Source organism: Streptomyces sp. Ru62 (genome assembly GCF_002920615.1).
Lineage (GTDB): Bacteria > Actinomycetota > Actinomycetes > Streptomycetales > Streptomycetaceae > Streptomyces.
Window position 1 is genome coordinate 219,569 of the sequence record NZ_PQSU01000003.1, and the last position, 24,138, is coordinate 243,706.

The window sequence follows — 24,138 nt, forward strand, 5'->3', positions numbered from 1 at the left end:
GTGATCACCTCCATGCTGGGTCTCATCCGGCACCGCGGACCGGACGAGGCGGGGTACTACCTCGACGACGGGTGCGCGATGGGCACGGTCCGCCTGGCCGTGGTCGACATCGCCGAGGGGGCACAGCCCATGGCGGACCCGGCGCAACGCTACTGGATCTGCTTCAACGGCGAGCTGTACAACCACCGTGAACTGCGCGCGGAACTGGAGCGGCTGGGCCGCGTGTTCCGCACCCGGTCGGACACCGAGGTGGTCCTCCAGGCCTGGGCGCAGTGGGGCCCCGCGTGCCTGCCGCGCTTCAACGGCGCGTTCGCCCTCGCCGTCCGGGACGCGGTCACGGACGAACTCGTGCTGGCCCGGGACCGCTTCGGCAAGCGCCCGCTGTTCTACACGGAGTGCGGCGGCGACTTCCTCTTCGCATCCGAGATGAAGGCCTTCCATGCCTTCCCCGGCTTCCGCTTCGCCCTCGACCCCGCGCAGCTCCTGTCGATCTACGCCGCATGGACGCCACTGCCCGACGGCACCCCGTTCGCCGGCATCCGCCAGCTCCCGCCGGGCAGCCTGCTCACCGTCCGGGACGGGCGACGACTCCTGGAGACGTACGAGGAGTTGCGGCTGGACGTACCCCCGTTCGCGGGCACCGAGGCGGAGGCGGTCGCCCGCGTCCACGAGACGCTGCGCGAGAGCGTCGAGCTGCGGCTGGGCGGCGACGTCGAGGTCGCCGTCTACCTGAGCGGCGGACTGGACTCCACCATCGTCACCCGGCTCGCCGCCGAGCTCTCACCCGGCCGGCTGCGCACCTTCTCGGTCGCCTTCGACGACCCGGCCTTCGACGAGTCGGACAGCCAGCGCGTGGTGGCGTCCCGCTTCGGCACCCGGCACTCGTCGCTCAGGGTGACGGACGCCGACATCGCCCGGCACTTCCCGTCGGCGGTGCGGCACGCCGAGGTCCCCGCGTTCCGCACCGCCTTCGTGCCCATGTACCTGCTGTCGCGCCAGGTCCGGGACGAGGGCATCAAGGTGGTCCTCAGCGGGGAGGGCGCCGACGAGGCGTTCCTCGGCTACTCCCTGTTCCGCGAGACCCTGCTCCGGGCGGCCTGGAACGAGCTGTCCCCGGACGAGCGGGCGGCCCGGATCGCCGGCCTCCACCCCGAGCTGAGCCACTTCGGCCCCGCGCACCGGGCGAGCGTCATGGGCCTGATGCACCAGTTCTCCACCGAGCGCCTCCCCGGTCTCTTCTCGCACGAGATGCGCTACCAGAACGGCCGGTTCGCCGCGCGCCTGCTGAAGGACCGGGGCGACCCCTTCGCCGGCCTCCTCGCGCTCGTACGGGAGACACCCGGCTACGCGGAACTGACCCCGGTGCAGAAGGCGCAGTGGCTGGAGTACAAGACCCTCCTCCCCGGATACCTGCTCTCCACGCAGGGGGAGCGGATGAGCCTGGCACACGGCGTCGAGAACCGGTGCCCGTTCCTCGACCCGGCCGTCGTGCGGCTCGCGGCGTCGGTGAACCTCCGCTTCGACGACGGGTCCGACGAGAAGGCCATCCTGAAGAAGGCCTTCCGCGGCGAGCTGCCGGAGTCCAGCCTGACGCGTCCCAAGCAGCCCTACCGCGCGCCCGGGAGCGCCGTCTTCAAGGACCAGCGGCCGGACTACCTGGAGCTGCTGCTCTCCGACACCGAACTCCGCGCGCTCGACTGCGTCGAGCCGGTCTTCGCCAGAAAGCTGACCGACAAGATCATGTCCACTCCCGCAGCCCAGATCAGCACCAAAGAGGACCAGGCGTTCGTCTACCTGCTGTCGACGGCGGTCCTGAACCAGCAGTTCGTCACGAACCCGGAGAGCCACATGGGCACGCCCTCCCGAGCCGCCGTACCGATGCGGACCGTCGCCGACCGGCGCGACAGCAGCAAGCTCGCCGGAGCGCTGCGATGAGCGCCCCGACGCCGACGCCCGGCGAGGGCGACATCGCGGTCATCGGCCTGGCGCTGCGCCTGCCCGGCGCGGAGACGCTGGACGAGCTGTGGCGGCACCTCGTCGCGGGCCGCTCGCTGATCAGCGAGGTGCCGGCCGAGCGCTGGTCGAAGGAGCGGTACTTCGGCGACCCCAGGACGGCGAAGGACAGGACCAGCAGCATCTGGGGCGGCTTCATCGAGCAGGCGGACTGCTTCGACGCCTCCTTCTTCAACATCTCCCCGCGCGAGGCGGAGTCCATGGACCCGCAGCAGCGCTTCGCGCTGGAGCTGTCCTGGAAGGCGCTGGAGGACGCCGGATACCCCGCGAGCCGGCTCGCCGGCACCGACACGGGCGTCTTCATGGGCGTCTGCCACGCGGACTACGCCGAGCTGATGGAGAGCCACGACGTCCCCACCGACGTCTACTTCCCCACCGGCACGGCCTACTCGATCATCTCCAACCGCGTCTCGTACTTCTTCGACCTGCACGGGCCCAGCATCACCAACGACACCGCCTGCTCCAGCTCCCTGGTCTCGGTGTACGAGGCGGTCAGCGCGCTGCGCAACGGCGAGTGCGGCCTCGCCCTGGCGGGCGGTGTGAACCTGTGCTGGTCGCCGAAGCACTTCATCGCGTTCAGCCAGGCCAACATGCTCTCGCGCACCGGCCGCAGCCGGGCCTTCGACCGGTCGGCCGACGGCTACGTCCGCGGCGAGGGCGGTGCCGTCCTGCTGCTCAAGCCGCTCGCGCGGGCCCTGGCGGACGGCGACCCCGTCCACGCCGTCATCAAGGGGATCGCCACCAACCACGGCGGACGCACGAACTCCCTCACGGTCACCAACCCGGCGGCGCAGGCGGATTTGATCGAGGGCCTCTACACCCGCGAGGGCATCCGGCCCGAGACGGTCACCTACATCGAGGCACACGGACCGGGAACGCCGGTCGGCGACCCGATCGAGACCACCGCGCTCACCCGCGCGTTCCAGCGCCTGCACGCCGCCCAGGGCACCACGGCGGAGCCGGATACCTGCGGGATCGGCTCCGTCAAGAGCAACATCGGCCACCTGGAGGGTGCCGCGGGTGTCGCCGGGATGGTCAAGGTGATCGCCGCGATGACGGGCCGTACCCTCCCGGCGACCGCCGGCTTCGAGGAGCGCAACCCGCTGGTCAGACTCGACGGCAGCCCCTTCTACATCGTCGGTGGGACCCGCCCCTGGACCGCGCCGCCCACCGACGCTGACGGCCGGCCGGCACCCCGCCGCGCCGGCGTGAGCTCCTTCGGGTTCGGCGGCACCAACGCCCATGTGGTGCTGGAGGAACACCCCCTCGGCGAGGACGAGCGCGCCGCGGCGCCCACGGGACCGCAGGTCGTACCGCTCTCGGCCAAGAGCCCCGAGCAGCTGCGCGTCCTGGCGGGCCGGCTCCGTGACCGCCTGCGCGCGGCCGGGCCGGACGAGGTCACGCTGGAACGGCCGGAGGAGCTGGCGGACGTCGCCCACACCCTGCAGACCGGCCGGGAGGCCCTGCCGGTACGGGTGGCCTTCCTGGTCGCCGACACCGGCGAACTCCTGGAACTGCTGGACGCCTTCGCGGCCGGCGACCTGCCGGAGTCCGAGGTGCACACGGGCACCCGGGCGGCGGAGGGCGACGACACCGACGAGGCCGGGCCGGCCCGGACCGCCGCCCGCTGGGCCGGAGGTGGAACGGTCGACTGGGCGCGGCTGCACCAGGACGCGGCAGCGCCTCCGCGCCGCGTGCGCCTGCCCTCGTACCCCTTCGCGCGTGAGCGCCACTGGTTCTCGGCACCCGGCACGCCGTCGGCCCCGGGCGAGCCGCCGACCTCCGCACGGCTGCACCCGCTCGTCCACCGGAACGTCCCGGACCCGGACGGACCGCGCTACACCTCGACCTTCACCGGGGACGAACCCTTCCTCGCCGACCACCGGGTGCGCGGCCGGCGCGTACTGCCCGCGGCAGCCCAGATCGAGATGGCCCGGGCCGCGGCCCGCGAGGCCCGGCCCGCCCTCGGGGACGCGGAGTTCTTCCGCCTGCGCGACCTCGCCTGGCTGCGCCCCCTCAAGGCCGGTGATGCCCCGCTCGACGTGCAGACCTGCCTGACGGCGGCCGACGGCGGCCACCACCGGTTCGAGGTCCGCACCACCGCGCCCGACGGGGACGGGGCGGCTCCCGTCGTCCACAGCCGGGGCACCGTGGAGGCGTGCGCGTCCGCCGCCCCCGAGACCCTCGACCTCCAAGCGCTGCGCGCCGCCTGCGCCACCGTCCGCGAGCCGGCCGACGCCTACGCGGCGTTCCGGGCCGCCGGGCTGGAGTACGGCCCGGCGATGCGCGGGCTGCGGGAGATCCTGATCGGCGACGGCGCCCTGCTCGCCCGCATCGCGCCGCCCGCGGAGGCGGACGCGGACGGCGGCCTGGTGCTGCCCCCGAGCGTGCTGGACGCGGCCCTGCAGGCCTCACTCGTGCTGATGGACGCTGAGGACGCCGGCCCGGCCCTGCCGTTCACGCTCGACCGGATCGACATCCACGGGCCGTGCACGGGCGAGACCTGGGCATGGGTCCGGCGGCGCGGGGGCGGCAGCGGCTTCGCGACCTTCGACATCGACCTGTGCGACGCCGACGGAGTCGTCGGCGCCCGACTGCGCGGGCTGACCCAGCGCGTGGACGAGGGACCGGCCGTCCCGGGCGCCCCGCGCGTGGTCACGGCCACCTCCCGGCTCGCCGAGGCACCGCTCGGCGCGGGCGGCACACCGGCCGCCGTCGTCCACTGCTACGTGCTGGGCGGCGACTCCGCGACCCTCGCCGACGTGGCGGAGAGCACCGGGGCGGTGTTCACGCGGCTGCCCGGGCCCGCCTCGGGAAGCGGCCCCGAGGACGCGGAGGCGGCCCTGGAGTTCGTCTTCCGGCGCGTGCAGGAGGTCATGACAGCGAGCCCCCGGCAGAGCAACCGGTTCCTGGTCCTCGTGGACGACCAGGTGCCGCGCCCGGTGCACGCGCCCCTCACCGGTCTGTTCCGTACCGCCGCCGTGGAGAACCCCCTGGTCTCCGGGCGGGTGGTCCGCGTGGCCGGGCTGGACACGGCGACACCGCAGCGGCTGGCCGGGATCGTCCGGGGCGAGGCGGCGGACACCGGGCGGACGGTGGAACCGCACCACGCCGCCGACGGAACCCGCCGCGCCTGGGAGATCGCCGACACCCCGCTCGCCGAGGGACCGCGGGTCCCGCCCCTGCGGGACGGCGGCGTCTACTGGGTGACGGGGGGCCTCGGCGGGATCGGCCGCCACGTCGCCCGGTACTTCGGGCGGCATCCGGGGACGACCGTCGTGCTGAGCGGGAGGAGCGCCGCCGACGCGGACACCGAACGCGCCGTGGCCGAGCTCCGGGCGGCCGGCGTCGACGCCCACTACCTCGCCGTCGACGTGTCGGACCGCGCGGACACGGCACGGGCACTCGGCGTCATCGCCGACCGGTACGGGCCGCCGAACGGCGTCGTGCACGCGGCGGGTGTCCTGCGGGACGCCTACATCCTGCGCAAGGACCCGGCGGACCTGGCCGAGGTGACGGCGCCGAAGACACACGGCACGGTCAACCTCGACGCGGTGACGCACGACCTGGACCTCGACTTCTTCGCGGTCTTCTCCTCGGTCGCGGGCGTCTACGGCAACGCCGGGCAGGCCGACTACGCCGCGGCGAACGCCTTCCTGGACGCCTTCGCCCGGCACCGGCAGGACCTGGTCGACCGCGGCGAGCGGTCCGGCCGGACCGTCGCCGTGAGCTGGCCCCTGTGGGCCGACGGCGGGATGACCGCCGACACGGTGACACGCGACCTGATGCGCAGGCAGCGGGGCTGGGAGCCGCTTCCCACCGAGGAGGCCCTGCGGCTGCTCGGCCGGGTGCTGACGGACGGACCCACGCACGTCATCGCCGCGTTCGGCAGCGAGGCCACCCTCGCCCTCCAGGGCCGGGAGCCTGCCGCCCCCACGGCGGAAGGCACCACCCGGCCCCCCGCCGACACGCCTCCCGCCGAGGGTGCGGCGCTGTCCGAGGACGCGCTGACGGAGCGGGCCTCGACCCTGCTGAAGCGCCATGTGGGCGAGGTGCTGCACCACAGCCCCGCCGACCTGGACGGCTCCACGAACCTCGTCGAGTACGGCATCGACTCGCTCAGCATCCTGGAACTGACGGCGCGTCTGGAGGAGGTCTTCGGCCCGCTGCCCAAGACGATCTTCTTCGAGTACCTGACCATCGAGGAGGTCGCGCGCTACTTCGCCGAGGCACACCGTGCCCGGCTGGAGACGGTCCTCGCCGCCGACCGGGCCCCGAGGGAACCCGAGGCGGCACCGGCGCGGCCCGCGTCCGGGGCCGGGCAGCCGGCGCAGGACGGCCCCACCCCCGCCGTCGGCACCGGTGCCGTCGTCCATGACCGCCCCGGGCGGGACGCCTACCACGACATCGCGGTGATCGGACTGTCCGGCCGCTACCCGGGCGCCGAGACGACCGAGGAGTTCTGGACGCTGCTGGCCGAGGGCCGGCACGCGTTCGAGGAGGTCCCGCGCGACCGCTGGGACCACGACGCCCTCTACAGCCGTGACCGCGGCGTCCTCGGCAGGAGCGTCATCCGCACCGGGGCGTTCCTGCGCGACATCGACCGGTTCGACCCCCGCTACTTCCGCGTTTCCAAGCGCGAGGCGGAACAGATGTCACCCGAGGTCCGCCTCTTCCTCCAGGCGGGGGTGGAGGCGCTGGAGGACGCGGGCTACTCGCGCGAGACGATCCAGCGGCGGTACCAGGGCGACGTCGGCGTGCTCGTCGGCACGATGAGCAACCACTACAACCTCTACGGCTTCCAGAACAACCTGGTCCGGGGCGCCCCGGCCAGCGGCAGCTACACCGGGACGCTGCCCAACATGCTGTCGTACTACTACGGGCTGACCGGGCCCTCGATCTTCCTGGACACCATGTGCTCGGCCTCCTCCACCTGCATCCACCAGGCCGTGCAGATGCTCCGGGCCGGCGAGTGCAAGATGGTCGTGGCCGGCGGGGTCAACCTGCTGCTGCACCCGTACAACCTCGTCACCTCCTCCCAGGAGCACTTCACGACCGCCACGTCGGACGTGATCCGCAGCTTCGGCCGCGGCGCGGACGGCACGATCCTGGGCGAGGGGGTCGGCGCCGTCGTACTCAAGCCGCTGGTCGAGGCCGAGCGCGACGGCGACCACATCTACGCCGTCATCAAGGGCACCGCGATCACCAACGCGGGCGTGCGCAACGGGTTCACCGTGCCCAGCCCCCGCATGCAGGCCCGGGCCGTGGAGAAGGCCCTCGACGACGCGGGCGTCGACCCGCGGACCATCTCCTACGTCGAAGGCCACGGGTCGGGCACCGCGCTGGGTGACCCCATCGAGGTCAAGGCGCTGACCACCGCCTTCCGCGCGCACACCGACGACTCCGGGTACTGCGCCCTCGGCTCGGTCAAGTCGAACGTCGCCCACCTGCTCGCGGCGGCCGGCGTGGTCGCGTTCACCAAGGTGCTCCTGCAACTGCGCGAGGGCAAGATCGCGCCCTCCCTGCACAGCTCCGAACTCAACCCCGACATCGACTTCACCGACACCCCCTTCCACGTCCCGCAGCAGCTCACCGACTGGAAGCCCGCGGTGACCGTGGACGAGGACGGACGCACCCACGTCCACCCGCGGCGTGCCGGGATCACCTCGATCGGCGCCGGCGGGATGAACTCCCACATCATCGTCGAGGAGTACCGGGGCGGTGAGCCGGCACCCCGCGGCGCCGGGAACGAGGGCCGGGAGGAGCTGTTCGTCTTCTCCGCGATGACCGACCAGGCCCTGGAGGCCGTCCTGCTCCGCTTCCGGGACTTCGTCCGCGCGGCGGACCGGCCCGGTCTCGCGCCGATCGCCTTCACGCTCCGCGTCGGCAAGAACGAACTGCCGCGGCGCTGGGCGTTCGTCGCCGCGGACGTCCACGGGGTGTGTGCGGCCGTCGAGCGCTACCTCGCGGGCGACCGCGATCTCGACACCGCGCTCGCCGGCCAGGACCCGCGGTCGGCGAAGGCCCGGGAGCTGGCGCGTGCCTGGGTGGGCGGGAAGAGCGTCGACTGGGGCTCGCTGGACGGGCCGGAGACTCCCGGACGTGTCTCGCTCCCGGCCTACCCGTTCGAGCGCGTGCGCTGCTGGGTGCCGCGGGAGACCGGTGCCCCGTCGGTCACCGCGCCGCTGGCCCTGCGCGAGAAGGCACACCCCTTCCTCGGCCGCAACGAGTCCGACGTCGACGGCCTGCGCTACGGTCTCGACCTCCACCTCGACGACCTGGCCGACTACGCCCACCAGCGGGACAGGGCCGCCGAGATCGCCTCGACCTACTGTGTCGATCTCGCCCTGGCCTGCGCCAAGGTCTCGGGCTTCGCCGCCGACCCCGTGGTGCACGACCTGCGGGTGCTCGACGAGGTCCCGTGGACGTCCGCCGCCCGCCTGGTGACTTCCCTCTCCGTCACCGGACCCGCCGCGGCCCGCGGCACGGTGTTCGCCGAGGACGCCTCGGGACGGCGTACGGCCGTCCTGGAGTTCGGTGCGCGTCCGCACGACGGGCGGACGTCCCCGCACGAGCCGGTCCGGGTGGAAGCGCTGCGACGGCAGGCGGTGAGCGTCCTCGACACCGCCGGGTTCCTCACCGCGCTCGCCGACGGCGGGGTGATCGCGCCCGCGGACCACTGCGGTGTCCGGGCCGCGAACCGGCTGCCGGACGGGCGGCTGCTGCTCGAAGTGGGCGCCCCCGAGCGCCGGCACGACCAGGCCGCGCGGAACACCACCGTGGCCCCGCACGTCCTGACGGCGGTGGCCCAGGGCCTGATGCTCACGGCCGAGCGGGCGGGCACCCCCGGCTGGGAGCTGACCGCCATGCGGGAGGCCGACGAGATCCACGTGACCGGTGACCCCGGCGACGTGGCGTACGTCCTCCTGGAGCCGGCCGCGGAGCCGGACGGGCCGAACGGCGGCGTCCTGCTGCTCGACGCCGCCGGACTGGTCCTCGGCCGCCTGGACGGGGTGCGGTGCGGCACCCCGCCACCGGGCGCGCGGGTGAGCCCCGTGCCGCCCGCCGAGCGGCCCGGCGCCAGGCCCGCGGAGGGCGACGGCACCGCCGCGTTCGCGGTGGAGGTCCTGCGGGAGATCGCCGCCGGCATCCTCAAGTTCGACACCGGGGAACTCGAAGGCGACACCCGGTTCGACGCCTTCGGCTTCGACTCCGTCTCGCTCGTCGCGTTCTCCGACCGCGTCAAGGACAGGTTCGGCATCGAGCTGAGCCCCGCGGTGCTGTTCGACGTCAACACGCTGGACGCGCTCGGCGGCCACCTCGCGGCCGAGCACCCGGAGGAGGTCCGCGCGGAGCGGGAACGCTCGCTCCCCTCCGCCGGACGGCCGTCCGGGCGCCCGGAGCGCGGGCGCGTCGGCACGGAGCGGGCGCGTGCCGCGTCGGCGCCCGGCCGGCCCGCCGGGACCGGGCAGCCCATGCCCATCGCGGTCGTCGGAGCCGCTGGCCGTTTCCCCGACGCACCCGACCTCGACACCTACTGGGCCAACCTGATCGCCGGGCGGGACTCGGTCACCGACTACCCCACGCACCGGCACGGCGACGCCTACCGGAAGACCGTCGACTCCTCCGACTTCCCCAAGCGCGCGGGCGTCCTCGACGACGTCGACGCCTTCGACGCCGGCTTCTTCGGGATCTACCCGCGCGAGGCCGAGCTGATGGACCCCCAGCACCGCCTGGCGCTGGAGACCGTGTGGAACGCCCTGGAGGACAGCGCGCACCGGCCGGCGGACCTGCCGCGGAACACCGGCGTCTTCCTCGGGGTCTCGGGGCACGACTACGAGACCCTGCTGACCACCCACGGGGTCCCGGCGGACGCCTACACCTCGACGGGCAACGCGCACTCGATGCTGGCCAACCGCGTCTCGTACGTCCTGGACCTGCGCGGGCCGAGCGAGCCGGTGGACACCGCGTGCTCCAGTTCGCTCGTCGCGGTGCACCGCGCCATGGAGGCGATCCGGTCCGGAGCGTGCGACGCCGCGATCGCCGGCGGTGTCAATCTCCTGCTCAGCGTCGACACGTTCGTCAGCGCCCACCGCGCGGGCATGCTCAGCCCCGACGGCCGCTGCAAGGCGTTCGCGAAGGACGCGGACGGTTACGTACGCGGCGAGGGCGTCGGCGCCGTCGTCCTCAAACCGCTCGCCGCGGCGGAGCGGGACGGCGACGCGATCCTCGGCGTGCTCGTCGGCAGCGCCGAGAACCACGGCGGCCGGGCGAACTCGCTGACCGCACCGAACGCCGACGCGCAGGCCGATGTCGTGACCCGGGCGATGGGCTCGGTGGACCCCGGCACGGTCGGGTACGTCGAGGCCCACGGCACGGGAACCGCGCTCGGCGATCCCGTCGAGGTGCGCGCCCTCCAGACCGCCTTCCGGCGCCTGGGCGCGACCGGCCCGGGCACCGTCGGGATCGGCTCCGTGAAGGGGAACATCGGCCACCTGGAGGCCGCGGCCGGGATCGCCGGCCTGCTGAAGGTGCTCCTGGCGATGCGCCACGGGGTCATCCCGGCGACGCTCCACTGCGCGGAGATCAATCCGTACATCCAGCTCGGAGAGGGACCGGTTCGCATCGTGCGCGAGAACGAGCGCTGGCAGTCCCCGCGCGACCGCACGGGCGACCGCGCACCGCGGCGCGCCGGGGTGAGCAGCTTCGGCTTCGGCGGCGCCAACTGCCACGTCGTGGTGGAGGAGTACGTCGGGGAGCACCTCGCGGAACACGTCGAGCAGCACCTCGCGGAGTACGCCGAGGAGCCCATCGTCCGCGAGGGCGCCCCCGGTACCGGACCGGCCGTCGGCGAGGCGGTGGTCGTACCGCTCTCCGCCCGCACGGACGAGCAACTGCGGCAGCGCGCCGCCGACCTGCTCCGGTACCTGGAGCGCTCACGCCCGCCGGCCCCGCTGCCCTCGATCGCCTGGACCCTCCAGACGGGACGCGAGGCGATGGCCGAGCGTGTGGGCTGGGTGGTCACCTCCCACGACCGGCTCGCCGGCTGCCTGCGCGCCTTCGTCGCCGGTGACGACCGGCTCCGGGACGGCGCCCGTGGCCGGGTCCCGCGCGTGAGCGTGCCCGCGCCCCGCTCGGCGAAGGCTCCGTCGGGCCCGCCCGAGCGCGACCCGGCCGCCGCGCTGGCGCGCTGGGTCGCGGGGGACGACCCCGACTGGCGCGCCCTGCACGGGAGTACGACCCCGCCGCGGGCCCACCTGCCGGGTTACCCCTTCGCCCGGGAGCGCCACTGGATCCCCGGCGACCACCGGCCCGCGGAGCCGCCGGCGACACCCGGGGGTACGGCACCGGCGACGACGAACGGGCCCGGGGTGGCGACCGCGCTCCTCGTCCCGCACTGGACACCCGCCCCCGTACCGCCGCGGCAGGCCACCGGGAAGCCGGCCGGTGCCGGCCGTGTCGTCATCCTCTGCGGAGCGGCGGCGGCGACGCGGGAGCCGGTCGAACGGGCCCTGCCCGAGGCCCGCTGCTTCGCCGTCGGCTCGGCCCGGCAACGGCCGGACAGCGCCTTCACCGATCTCTCCGCGCAGGTCTTCCAGATCGTCCGCGACCTCGCCACCGCCCCGGACCGGCGCCCCGTTCTCGTCCAGGTGGTCACCGCCACGCACGGCGAGGACGCCCCCCACCTGGCGCTCGCGGCACTGCTGCGCACCGCCGCCCTCGAACACCCGTGGCTCGGCGGACAGGTCATCGGCCTGGACCGCACGGGTGCCGACGAGGTGGTGGCCGCGCTGCTCGCCGAGGACGACCGTCACCCCGGCGCCGACCTGGTGCGCTACCAGGACGGCCGGCGCCTGGTGCGCACCTGGGACCGGGCCGTGCCGCAGGACGGTACGGCGGACACGCCCTGGCGCGACGGCGGCGTGTACCTGATCACCGGTGGTGCCGGAGGCATCGGCTCGGCCGTGGCGCACCGGATCGCCCGCGATGCCGCGCGGCCGACCCTGATCCTGGCCGGGAGGTCACCCCGGGACGCCGGCATCGACACGACCCTGGCCGAGCTGCGGGCCGCCGGTGCCGAGGCCAGGTACGAGCCCGTGGACGTCTCCCGCTGGGAGGAGGTCCGCCACCTGGTCCAGAAGGTCCGCGCCGAGGCCGGGGCGCTGGACGGAATCATCCACTCCGCAGGGGTGGTCCACGACGCCCTGCTGGTGCGGAAGACCGGCGAGCAGTGGACGGACGTCCTCGCGCCCAAGGTCGCCGGCCTGGTCAACCTCGACCGCGCCGTCGGCACCGCGCCGGTCGACTTCCTCGTCGTCTTCTCGTCCGGCTCCGGGATCACCGGGAACACCGGTCAGGCCGACTACGCCACGGCGAACGCGTTCCTCGACGAGTTCGCCGCGCTCCGCGCCGCACGCGTCGCGGCGGGCGAGCGGTCGGGACGCACCCTTTCCGTCGCCTGGCCGCTGTGGAAGGACGGCGGGATGCGGGTGGACGAGGCGGCACGGGCCCGTCTGTGGCGAAGCCGCGGACTGTCGCCCATGGAGACGGCGCAGGGCCTGGAGGCCCTGCTGGACGCCTGGCGGCTCGGGACGCACCAGGTGTGGGTCCACCACGGCGACAGCACCCGGATACCGGCGGCCCCCGCGGCGCCCGCGGAACCACCGCCCGCACCGGCCCCGGCCGCCGCACGGCCCTCCGAACGGCTGCGCCGGGACACCCTCCGACTCCTCGCGGACCTCTTCGCGACGGTCACCAAACTGCCCGCTGCCGCGGTCGACGTCGATCGGCCGCTCGATGAGCTGGGCCTGGAATCGATCATGGTCATCCAGTTGAAGACGGCACTGTCCCCCACGTTCCCCGACCTCTCACCGACGGTCTTCTACGAGTTCCCGACGCTGCGCGCCATCGCCGACCACCTGGCGTCCGCACACGGACCGCAGGCCCTGGCCTGGACCGGCGGCGGCACCGAGGACCCGGCGCTCGACCGGCCGCGCCCGCCGCGCACCGCGACCGGCCCCGCGCCGGCGGCCCCCCCGCTCCCGGCCGGTACCCCCGAACCCATCGCCGTCATCGGCATGAGCGGGCGCTACCCGAAGGCGGCGAACCTCGCCGAGTTCTGGGAGAACCTGCAAGCGGGCCGTGACTGCGTCGACGAGATCCCGGCCGACCGCTGGTCGCTCGACGGCTTCTTCGAACCCGACCGCGCCAAGGCGATCGCCACCGGGCGCAGTTACAGCAAGTGGGGCGGCTTCGTCGACGGGTTCGCGGACTTCGACCCGCTCTTCTTCCGGATCGCCCCGCGCGACGCCTACGCCATGGACCCGCAGGAGCGGCTCTTCCTCCAGGCCGCGTGGGAGGTGCTGGAGGACGCCGGTTACTCCCCGGAGGAGATCGCGCGCCGCCACCGCCGGCGGGTCGGTGTCTTCGCCGGCGTGACCAAGTCGGGCCACGCCCGCCACGACGCGGCGCGCCTGCCGTCGGGGGAGACGGTGGTCCCCTCGCTGTCGTTCGCCTCGGTCAGCCAGCGGACCTCCTACGTCCTGGACCTGACCGGGCCGAGCCTGACGATCGACACCATGTGCTCGGCGTCGCTCACCGCGATCCACGAGGCGTGCGAGCACCTGCGCCAGGGCTCCTGCGAGGTCGCCATCGCCGGCGGCGTCAACCTCTACCTCCATCCGCAGGACTACGTGGAGCTGTGCCGCTCCACCATGCTGGCGGCGGACGCGCGGTGCCGGAGCTTCGGCAGCGGAGGCCACGGATTCGTCCCCGGCGAAGGGGTCGGCTGCGTCCTGCTCAAGCCGCTGGCGCGGGCCGTGGCCGACGGCGACCAGATCCACGCGGTGATCCGCGGGACGGGGGTCAACCACGGCGGCCGGTCCAACGGGTACACCGTGCCCAACCCGGCCGCCCAGGCCGAGCTGATCCGCGAGGTGCTGGACCGGGCGGGCGTCTCGGCCGCCGACGTCGGATACGTCGAGGCGCACGGCACCGGTACGGAACTCGGCGACCCGATCGAGGTGGAAGGGCTGACGCGGGCCTTCCGGCACGACACGGACGCCACGCGGTTCTGTGCGATCGGCTCCGCCAAGTCGGCGATCGGGCACCTGGAGGCCGCCGCCGGCATCGCCGGCTTCACCAAGGCCGTCCTCCAGCTCCGGCACCGCAGGCTCGTGCCCACCCTGCACGCCGACCCCGGGAACCCGGACATCCCCTTCGACCGGACTCCGTTCCGGGTCCAGCACGAGGCGGCCGACTGGACCGGCGACCGCCCGCGGATCGCTGCGGTCTCCTCGTTCGGCGCGGGCGGCTCGAACGCGCACGTCGTCCTGGAGGAGTACACGGCCCCGGCGAGTCCGCCGGACGGCGCCGGCGGTGACCGGCTGGTCGTGCTCTCGGCACGGACACCGAGCCGGCTCCGTGACTCCGTCGCCCGCCTCGCCGACTTCCTCGACCGCGAGGACGTCGACCTGGAGTCCCTGGCCTACACGCTCCAGGTGGGCCGCGCGGCGATGGAGGAGCGGCTGGCGATCGTCACCGCCTCCACACGGGAGCTGCGCGACACCCTGCGCGCCTACCTGGACCAGGGTGCCGAGGCTCCCGGTGTCCTGCTGGGTACGGCCGGCACCGGGGGCCTGGCCTCCGAGATCGCGGCCGACGCCGACCTCCAGCGGATGCTCGTCGAGCGCTGGGTCGAACAGGGCAAGCTCGACAAGCTCGGCGCCCTGTGGGCCGACGGCGCGGCACTGGACTGGAGTTCGCTGTACGCAGGCCGGGTCCCGGGACGCGTCTCCCTGCCGACGTACCCGTTCGCGCGCGACCGGTACTGGATCGCCGACCTGGAGCCGGTGGCCCGCGCCACCGTCACCGGCGGACCGTCCGGCACCGGCGCACAGGCCGCCGGTACCCACCCCGCCGCGACCACCGGAACCACGGGTCCGGATCCGGTGCCGCGGACGCGCCCGTCGCTGGAGGAACACGTCACCCGGGTGGTGCGCGAACGGCTGGCCCAGGCGCTCGCCATGGACGAGGACGACATCGACGGGACCCGGGCCTTCGCCGACTACGGCGTGGACTCCATCATCGGCGTCCGTCTGGTGCACGAGCTCAACGAGGCCCTGTCGGTCGGACTCACGACGAGCGCCATCTACGACCACAGCACCGCCGACCGGCTCGTCGCCCACCTGCTGACGGACCACACCCCCGTCGCCGAGTGGCCCGCGGACGACGTCACGACCTCCCCGGCGGACAGCGCGAGCGGACCACGGCCCTCGCCGTCCCCGGGGCGCGAGCCGATCGCCGTCGTCGGCATGAGCGGCCGGTTCGCCGGCGCCGACTCGCTCGACGAGCTGTGGAAGCACCTGGAGAACGGGGACGACCTGGTGCGCGAGGCCACCCGGTGGGACGCGCCTGCGGCCGACGCGGCACCGCGCGGGGGCTTCCTCGACCGGATCGACGCGTTCGACCCGCTCTTCTTCGGCATCTCCGGCGTCGAGGCCGCCAGCATGGACCCCCAGCAGCGGCTCTTCCTGGAGGAGTCGTGGAAGGCGCTGGAGGACGCCGGGTACGCCGCGAGCCGCATGCGCGGAAGCCGCTGCGGCGTCTATGCCGGCTGCTGGTCCGGCGACTACGAGCCGCCGGGGGGACCGCAGGCACCGGCACAGGCGCTGTGGGGCACCATGGCGTCCGTCATCCCCGGCCGGGTGTCCTACACCCTGGACCTCAGGGGCCCCGCGATCGCGGTCGACACCTCGTGCTCCAGTTCGCTGGTCGCCGTCGACCTCGCCTGCAAGGACCTGTGGTCCGGCACGACCGACATGGCCCTCGCGGGCGGCGTGTACGTCCAGTCGACACCGCGCCTGTACGGACTGGCCGAGCGCGCCGGCATGCTGTCGCCGACCGGCCGCTGCCACACCTTCGACCACCGCGCCGACGGCTTCGTGCCGGGCGAGGGCGTCGGCGTCGTCGTACTGAAGCGGCTGTCGGACGCCCTCGCCGCCGGCGACCACATCCACGGGCTGATCAGCGGATCCGGCGTCAACCACGACGGGGCGACCAACGGGATCACCGCCCCCAGCTCCCTGTCCCAGGAACGCCTGCTGCGCGAGGTCTACCGGTCGTCCGGGATCAGCGCCGGTGACATCCAGCTCGTCGAGGCGCACGGCACGGGCACCGCCCTCGGCGACCCGATCGAGTTCCAGGCCCTCACCCGCGCCTTCCGGGCCGACACCGACGCAACCGGCTACTGCGCCCTGGGCTCGGTCAAGACGAACATCGGCCACGCCCAGTTCGCGGCGGGCATCGCCGGCGTGCTCAAGGTGCTTCTCGCGCTGAAGCACCACCGGATACCGAAGTCCCTCCACTTCGAGAAGCCGAACGAGGCGATCCGCTTCGACGGCAGCCCCTTCTACCCGAGCACCTCCACCCATGACTGGAAGGCACCCGCCGCGGGCCCGCGCCGGGGTGTCGTCAGCGCCTTCGGCGCCAGCGGGACCAACGCCCACCTCGTCATCGAGGAGGCCCCGCCCGCCGGTCCCGGCCGCGCCTCCCGCGCCCACCAGCTCGTGGTGCTCTCGGCCCGCTCGCGCGAGCAACTCGCCGAGCAGGTCGAACGGCTGAAGGAGCACTGCCGGCGCGGCACCGACCCCGGCTGCGGGGACGTCGCTTACACGCTCGCCGTCGGCCGGGAACACCTCGCCCACCGCTTCGCCTGCGTCGTCCGGGACCGCGCCGAACTCCTGCGCACCCTCGACGAAGGACTGGACGGCCCGCAGGCGTTCGTGGGCCGGGCCCCCGCGCGGCGGACCGGCCGCGGCGCCGCGCGGGACACGGCCGTACCGCCCCTCGGCGCCGCGACCCGCGAGGACCTGGCGGCGCTCGCGCGGCACTTCGTCGCGGGCGCCGACCTCGACACGGACGCGCTGTTCCCGGCGGGCGAGTACCGGCGCGTCCCGCTGCCCCCCTATCCGTTCGCGCGGGAGAGCCACGGAACCGTGGGAGCGGAACGCGCCCCCGCCCTGCCGCACCCCGCTCACCGCGTCACCGGTGACCACCCCGGGACCGGCCGGCCCGGCCACCCCATGGCCGGCCCGACCGCGCCGGTGCCGGGCGAACCGGGAGCGCTGCGGGCCACGACGACGCTGACCGGCGAGGAGTCCTTCCTCCGCGACCACCTGGTGCGCGGACGCCGGGTCCTGCCCGCCGTCGCCCACCTGGAGATCGCCCGGGAGACGGCGGCCCGTGCGCTCGGTACCGACGACGGGCAGCCGCTGACCCTGCGGAACGTCACCTGGGTACGCCCGCTGACCGTCGACGGCACACCCGTGACCGTCGAGGCGACCGTGCGCCCCGCTCCCGGCGGTGGGCTCTCCTTCGAGCTCGCCTCGGTGACGGGACAGGACAGGACCGTCTTCAGCGAAGGGCAGGTGGTCCGCTCCGGCGGCGCGCGTCCGCGACCCGTCGATCTCACGGCCGTCCGGGCCAAGTGCCCCACCCCGGTGCCGCCGGAGGCGATCACCCGCGCGCTGAGGTCGATGGGGATCAGCCACGGTCCGTCGCTCCGCGCGATCGAGGGGGCCTGGGCCGGCCCGGGCGTCGTGCTCGCCGAGCTCCGCGTACCGGCAGGCGTCCCGTCCGGCGCACCGTACGTCCTGCACCCGTCGCTGCTGGACGCGGCGATCCAGGCGTCCACGGCGATGCAGCTCGCCGCGGGCGGCGCAGCACCCGAGACCGCGGTGCCGTTCTTCCTCGACCGGCTGGAGATCCTCGCTCCCTGCCCCCGTTCGATGTGGGCCGTGGTCCGGCTGGCGGACGGCGGCACCGAGGCCACCGCGACGAGCACGCTCCACATCGACCTGCTCGACCCCGACGGCGAGGTCCGCGTCCGGATGACCGGGTACACCTCGCGCGTCGTCCCCGCGGAACCGCCCGCGCTCCTCGCCCCCGTCTGGGACCCCGTCACCGCCGGCCCGGACGACCGGCCGGTGCCGGCCGCCGACGACCGTGTGCTCGTCATCGGCGGCACGGACGGCCAACGGGCCGCGCTCACCCGGCTCTTCCCCCGCGCGGTGTTCCTCGCCGCGGTACCGTCCGCGTCGCCCGAGGAGACGGACGACGCGTTGCGGACCGCCGGACCGGTCGACCACCTGGTCTGGATCGCCCCCGGCACCCGCGTCGAGGCGACCGACCTGCCCGGTTTCTCCGCCGCCCAGGAGGACGGCGTCATCGCGGCGTTCCGCACCGTCAAGGCGCTGCTGCGCGCCGGCTACGACGCGCGTTCGCTCGGCATCACGCTGGTCACCCGGCAGTGCCTCGCCACCCACCCGGAGGAGGAGGTGCGGCCCGCCCACGCCGGCCTCCACGGACTGTTCGGATCGCTCGGGCGCGAGTACACCAACTGGACCGTCCGCAGCGTCGACCTGGACGGCGACGCGTGGCCCGAGGACCTGACGGCGCTCCCCGCACACGCGGACGGCGACAGCTGGGCACGGCGCGCGGGCCAGTGGCTCGTCCGCCGCTGGGCGCCGTACGAGAGCGAGGCGCACGGCCCGGACGCCTACCGTGAGGGCGGCGTCTACGTGGTGATCGGCGGCGCCGGCGGCCTGGGCACCGCATGGACCCGGCACGTCGTCGAGCACTACGGCGCCCACGTGGTCTGGATCGGACGCCGGCCCCAGGACGCCACGGTCGACGCCGCGCTCAAGAGCGTCCACGGCAGGGGCGACGTCCGCTACATCGCGGCCGACGCGGGAGACGTGCAGGCGCTGCGCCGGGCCCGCGACGAGATCAGGGAGCGGCACGGGCGTGTCGACGGCGTCGTCCTGGCCGCGCTCGACCTGCGCGACCGGACGCTGGCCACCATGGACGAGGCGGACCTGCGCGCGAGCCTGACGGCGAAGGTCGACGTCACGGTCGCCGCGGCCCATGTCTTCGCGGACGACGCGCTCGACTTCATGCTCTCCTTCTCCTCGATCCAGTCGTTCACGACCGCAGCGGGACAGGCCAACTACGCCGCCGGATCCACCTTCAGCGACGCCTACGCGCACCTGTTGTCCCACAGCGTGCCCGCAGCGGTGCGGGTGATGAACTGGGGCTGGTGGGGGAGCCTCGGCAGTGTCTCCTCCGACTTCTACCGGGAGCGGATGACGCGCGCCGGCCTGGTGTCGATCGAGCCACCGGAGGCCATGGCCGCACTCGGCCGGCTCCTCGGCGGCCCGCTGACACAGCTCAGCTTCGTCCCGACCTCCCGTCCCGACGCCCTCACGGCCGTCTCCCCCACGACCCGGGTCACGGTCCACGACAGCGGGCATCAGCCGGCCGCCGACGACGCGGTCGAACCCCTCGCCGCCTCGCGGGCCGATCGGGAACTGGCGCGTGAGACGGCCCGGTGGCGGCGCGACGAGCGCGATCCCCTGCTGGCCCGGCTCGTCCGCGCGCACCTGGCGGCGCTGGGCGCCGTGCCCGCGGAAGGGGAGACGGACACGGACCTCGCCCGTCTGCGCGACCGCGCCGGAATCCTGGAGCGCTACACGACGTGGCTCGACCACGCGCTGCGGACGGCTCCCCCCTCGGCGCCGCCGCTCGGCGAGGTCGTGCGCGAGTGGGACGAGCGCCGGGCGGAGTGGTCGGCGGATCCGGACAGGAAGGCGGAACTCGCCCTGGTCGACGCCACCTTGCGGGCCCTGCCGGACATCCTCACCGGCACGACGCGTCCCACGGACGTCATGTTCCCGCGCGGCTCGATGGAACTCGTCGAGGGCTGCTACCGGGACAACCGGGTCGCCGACCTGTTCAACCGCGCCATGACCGACACCGCCACCGGCCTGGTGGCGGAGCGCGTACGACGCGACCCCGGGGCGCGCCTGCGCATCCTGGAGATCGGCGCGGGCACCGGCGGAACGAGCGCCGGCATGTTCGAAGCGCTGCGCCCCTACCAGGACAGGATCGAGACCTACACCTACACCGACCTGTCCAAGGCGTTCCTGAACCACGCCCGGACCGCCTACGGCCCCCGGGTGCCGTACCTCGACTACGCGCTCTTCGACGCCGAGCGCCCGGTCGGGGACCAGGGCATCGTGCCCGGGAGCTACGACCTCGTCGTGGCCGCCAACGTCCTGCACGCCACCCGGGACACCCGCAACACCCTGCGCAACGCGAAAGCGGCCCTGCGCGAGGGGGGCTGGCTGCTGCTGAACGAGCTGGCCGCCTTCGACGTGTTCAGCCACCTCACCTTCGGCCTGCTGGAGGGCTGGTGGCTCTTCACGGACGCGGCACTGCGGATCCCGGGCTCGCCGGCGCTGTCGCCCGACAGCTGGCGGCAGGTGCTGCGGGGCGAGGGCTTCTCGCGGGTGGTACCGGTGCTGCCGCACGCCCTTCCGCTCGGGCAGCAGGTCATCGCGGCGCGGAGCGACGGCGTCGTGCGACAGCAGGGCTCCACGGGGACGCCCCGTACGTCCGTGCCGCCGGCGTCGGAACCGCGTCGGCCGGGGCCGCAGCCGCAGCCGCAGTCACGTGCGCAGTCACATGCCACGCCCGCACCGGCCACGTCGGCCACGCCGACCCCGGCCACCCCCGCCCCGCAGGCCGCGCCCCCCGTCGACGCGATGGTCGGGTACCTGCGGCACAAGGCGGCGGCGACGCTCGGCATCCCCGCGGAGAAGATCGCCGCCGACGAACCCCTGAGTGCCTACGGGATGGACTCGATCCTCGTCCTGCGACTGACGAACGAACTGCGCGAGGATCTCGGTGACATCCCCTCCACGCTCCTCTTCGAGCGGGAGACCCTCGACGAGCTGGCCGACCACTTCCTGGTCACGCATGGCGAGCGGGCACAGGCCCTGTTGGCGCGCCTGCGCCCGGCGGACACCGCCCCGACGACGGCACCGGACGCACCCCCCGCACCGGCACGCTTCCCGCTGTCGCAGGTGCAGACGGGCATCTGGACGGAGCAGCGGACCAGCCCGGAGCTGACCGCCTACAACGTTCCCGTCGCCTGGGAGCTGGCCGGCGACCTGGACGAGCGCGCCCTGGAAGAGGCGTGCCGTGCCCAGCTCCGGCTGCACCCGGTCCTCGGCGCGGTCGTCCGCGAGGAGGACGGCGTGCCCCACCTGGAGTTCGGCCGGTCGCACGGGCCGCTGTTCGAGAAGGTCGAGGTCACGTCGGCGTCCCGGCAGGAGCAGATCGAGGCCCTGCGGGGACTCGCGAGCGTCCCCTTCGACCTGGAGAACGGACCGCTCCTGCGGGTGCACCTGGTGACCGCCCCCGCGCCGGACGGCAGCGGCGAGCGCCGCCTGCTGCTCGTCACCGCGCACCACATCGTCCTCGACGGGACCTCGGCCGCGCTGCTGGCCGGCTCCATCGCCTCGGCGTACCGCGCGGCGCTGCGGCCGGGGGACGCGCAGGACCCGCCGGTGGGCGTCGACTACACCGAGTTCGTCGAGTGGGAGGCGCGGATGCTGGCCGGCCCCGAGGGCGAGGCCCATCGCGCCTACTGGGTCCGGGAGCTGCGCGCGCCGCGCGCACCCCTGGCCCTGCCCATGGCCCGGCCCGCCGAGGAGCGGTCGCGGACCCGGACGGAAGTCGCCGTGGCGACCCTGACGCCCGAGCTCTCCGCGGCGCTCACGCGGCGCGCCCGGGAGACGCGGGTCAGTGCCACGGTGCTCTTCCTCGCCTCCTACCTGGCGTTCCTGCACCGGGCCACCGGACAGAGCGACCTGACGGTCGGCCTGCCGAACGCGGGCCGGGCGCAGGCGCGGTTCTCCGAGGTCATCGGCCACTTCGTGAACCTCCTGCCGATCCGCGTCACGGTCGGCGCCGGCCCCTTCACCGATCTGCTGACGGCGGTCCGGCGGGCCGTCGTGAACGGCCTGGAGCACGGCGCGTACCCGTTCTCGGAGATCGTCCGGGCGCTCGGTGAGGAGCGCGCGGGTACCGCGGCCGGCCTCGTTCGGACCTGCCTGTCGTTCCAGAACTTCGAAGGGGCCGAGCTCTTCTCCGAGGAGGCCACGGCGGAACCGGGTGAACTGGGTCTGCGGCCCCTGGACGGCGTGTTCCAGCAGAGCGCGTTCGAGCTGACGGCCGAGATCTACCAGCAGGCCGGCGTCTTCAAGATCCTCTGGAAGTACGACGCGGGCTGCTACGACGCCGCCACGGCGCGGAACCTGCTCGACCAGTGGCTGGACCTGCTCGAACAGGTGGCACACGACACCGGTCTGCGACTGGAGACCCCCACGGCCCCGAAGACCGCCGTGGAGTCCGGGACCCCCACGGCGGACGGGACTCCCACGGCGGATGGGACCCCCACGGCGGACGGGGCTCCCACGGCGGATGGGACCCCCACGGCGGCCGGGACCCCCACGGCGGCCGGGGCTCCCACGGCGGACGGGACGCCCACGGCGGATGGGACCCGCACGGCGTCCGACACCCCCGCGGGGGACGGGACCCGCACGGCGTCCGACACCCCCGCGGGGGACGGGACCCCCACGGCGTCCGACACCTCCACGGCGGATGGGACCCCCAAGGCCCCGGACAGCCCCGCCGGCCCGGAACGGGCCCCTCGCCCCCCGCGGAACGCGCGCGAGGAGACGCTGTGCCGGCTGTTCGGTGACGTCCTCGGGCGGGACGGCGTCGGGGTGGACGACAACTTCTTCGCCCTGGGCGGCTATTCGCTCCTGGCGATCCGGCTGGCCTCCCGTGCGCGTACCGCGTTCGGCGTGGACGTGCCGGTCAGAGACGTGTTCCGGGCGCCGACCCCCGCGGGGCTGGCGGCGCTGCTGGACCAGCCGGCCGCCCGGCGACAGCGACCGAAGCTCCGCAAGGTGACCAACAAGGGAGAGACCTCATGATTCCGTTGTCCTACGCACAGCGGGGACTGTGGTTCCAGCACAGGTTCGAGGGCCCCAGCGCCACCTACAACATGCCCCTGGTGCTGCGGCTCGCCGGCGAGCTCGACCGGGACGCGCTGGAGTCGGCGCTGCGGGACGTCGTCGCCCGGCACGAGGCGCTGCGCACGGTCTTCCCGGAGGAGGCCGGGGAGGCCCGCCAGCTGGTCCTCGACCCCGACGCCGGCTGGACGGGGATGCGGACGCTCTCGCTCGCGCCGCAGGACGTGCCGCGGGCCGTGGAGGCGGCGGCCCGGCACGCCTTCGACCTGTCCGCCGAGCCTCCCCTGCGCGCGACGCTGATCGAGGTCACGCCGCGGGACCGGGTGCTGGTGCTGGTGCTCCACCACATCGCCTGCGACGGCGCCTCGCTGGGCCCGCTGGCCCGGGACCTGTCCGAGGCCTACCGGGCGCGGCTGGCCGGCCGGGCGCCGGCCTGGACCCCGCTGCCGGTGCAGTACTCCGACTACACCCTGTGGCAGCGCGAGCTGCTGGGAGATCCGGACGACCCCGACAGCGCGCTCTCGCAGCAGGTCGCCTACTGGCGCGAGGCGCTGGACGGCATCCCCGAGGAGCTGTCGCTGCCGTACGACAGACCGCGCCCCGCGGTCGCGTCCTACGCGGGCGGCTACGTGCCGTTCGAGATCCCCGCCACCGTGCACGAGAGTCTGCGGCAGGTCGCGCGCGGGCACGACGCGACGCTGTTCATGGTGCTGCACGCCGCGCTGGCCGCCCTGCTCTCCCGGCTGGGCGCGGGCGACGACGTGCCGATCGGCTTCGATGTGGCCGGCCGGCAGGAGGAGGGCCTCCAGGACCTCGTCGGCTTCTTCGTGAACACGCTGGTCCTGCGGGCGGACGTGTCCGGGGACCCGTCCTTCGGTGAACTGCTCGCCCGGGTGCGCCGCACCGCGCTGGCCGCCTACGCGCACCAGGACGTGCCCTTCGAGCACCTGGTCGGCACACTGGCCCCGGCCCGGTCGGCGGCCCGCCACCCGCTGTTCCAGGTGGAGCTGGTCGTGGAGGCCGGGGAGCGCACCGGCTTCGCCCTGCCCGGGCTCGGGGTGAGCGCGGAGATGGAGGGCACCGGCCGCTCCCGCTTCGACCTGATGTTCTCCGTGCACGAGCGGACCACGCCCGGCGGTTCCGGGGCGGGGATGTCGGGAGTCGTCGAGTACGCCGTCGACCTGTTCGACCGCGACACCGTCGAGCGGCTCGTCGAGCGGTTCGTCCGCGTCCTGGAACA

General features: G+C 74.3%; 3 protein-coding genes (1 of these 3 running past the window's edge). All 3 read left to right on the forward strand.

Translation table 11 applies throughout. From position 1 onward, the window contains the following. Tightly spaced (each overlapping or abutting the next), the 3 genes in view from asnB to C3492_RS05545 form a layout consistent with a single transcriptional unit that may run on beyond the window. Complete coding sequence (gene asnB, locus C3492_RS45420; protein WP_103810596.1) at positions 1-1,935, forward strand: asparagine synthase (glutamine-hydrolyzing); 1,935 nt, start codon at positions 1-3, stop codon at positions 1,933-1,935. Next, a complete protein-coding gene (locus tag C3492_RS05540; RefSeq protein ID WP_258055511.1) occupies positions 1,932-22,859 on the forward strand; it encodes an SDR family NAD(P)-dependent oxidoreductase in 20,928 nt (6,975 codons plus the stop codon). The genes asnB and C3492_RS05540 overlap by 4 nt, the downstream gene beginning before the upstream one ends. Then, positions 22,856-24,138, forward strand: partial view of a non-ribosomal peptide synthetase gene (locus C3492_RS05545; RefSeq protein ID WP_103810598.1) — the 5' end (the start) only. 6,403 nt of this gene lie beyond the right edge of the window; 1,283 of the gene's 7,686 nt are visible here — the first part of the coding sequence; its start codon is at positions 22,856-22,858; its stop codon lies off the right edge, out of view. Before C3492_RS05540 ends, C3492_RS05545 begins: the two co-directional genes overlap by 4 nt.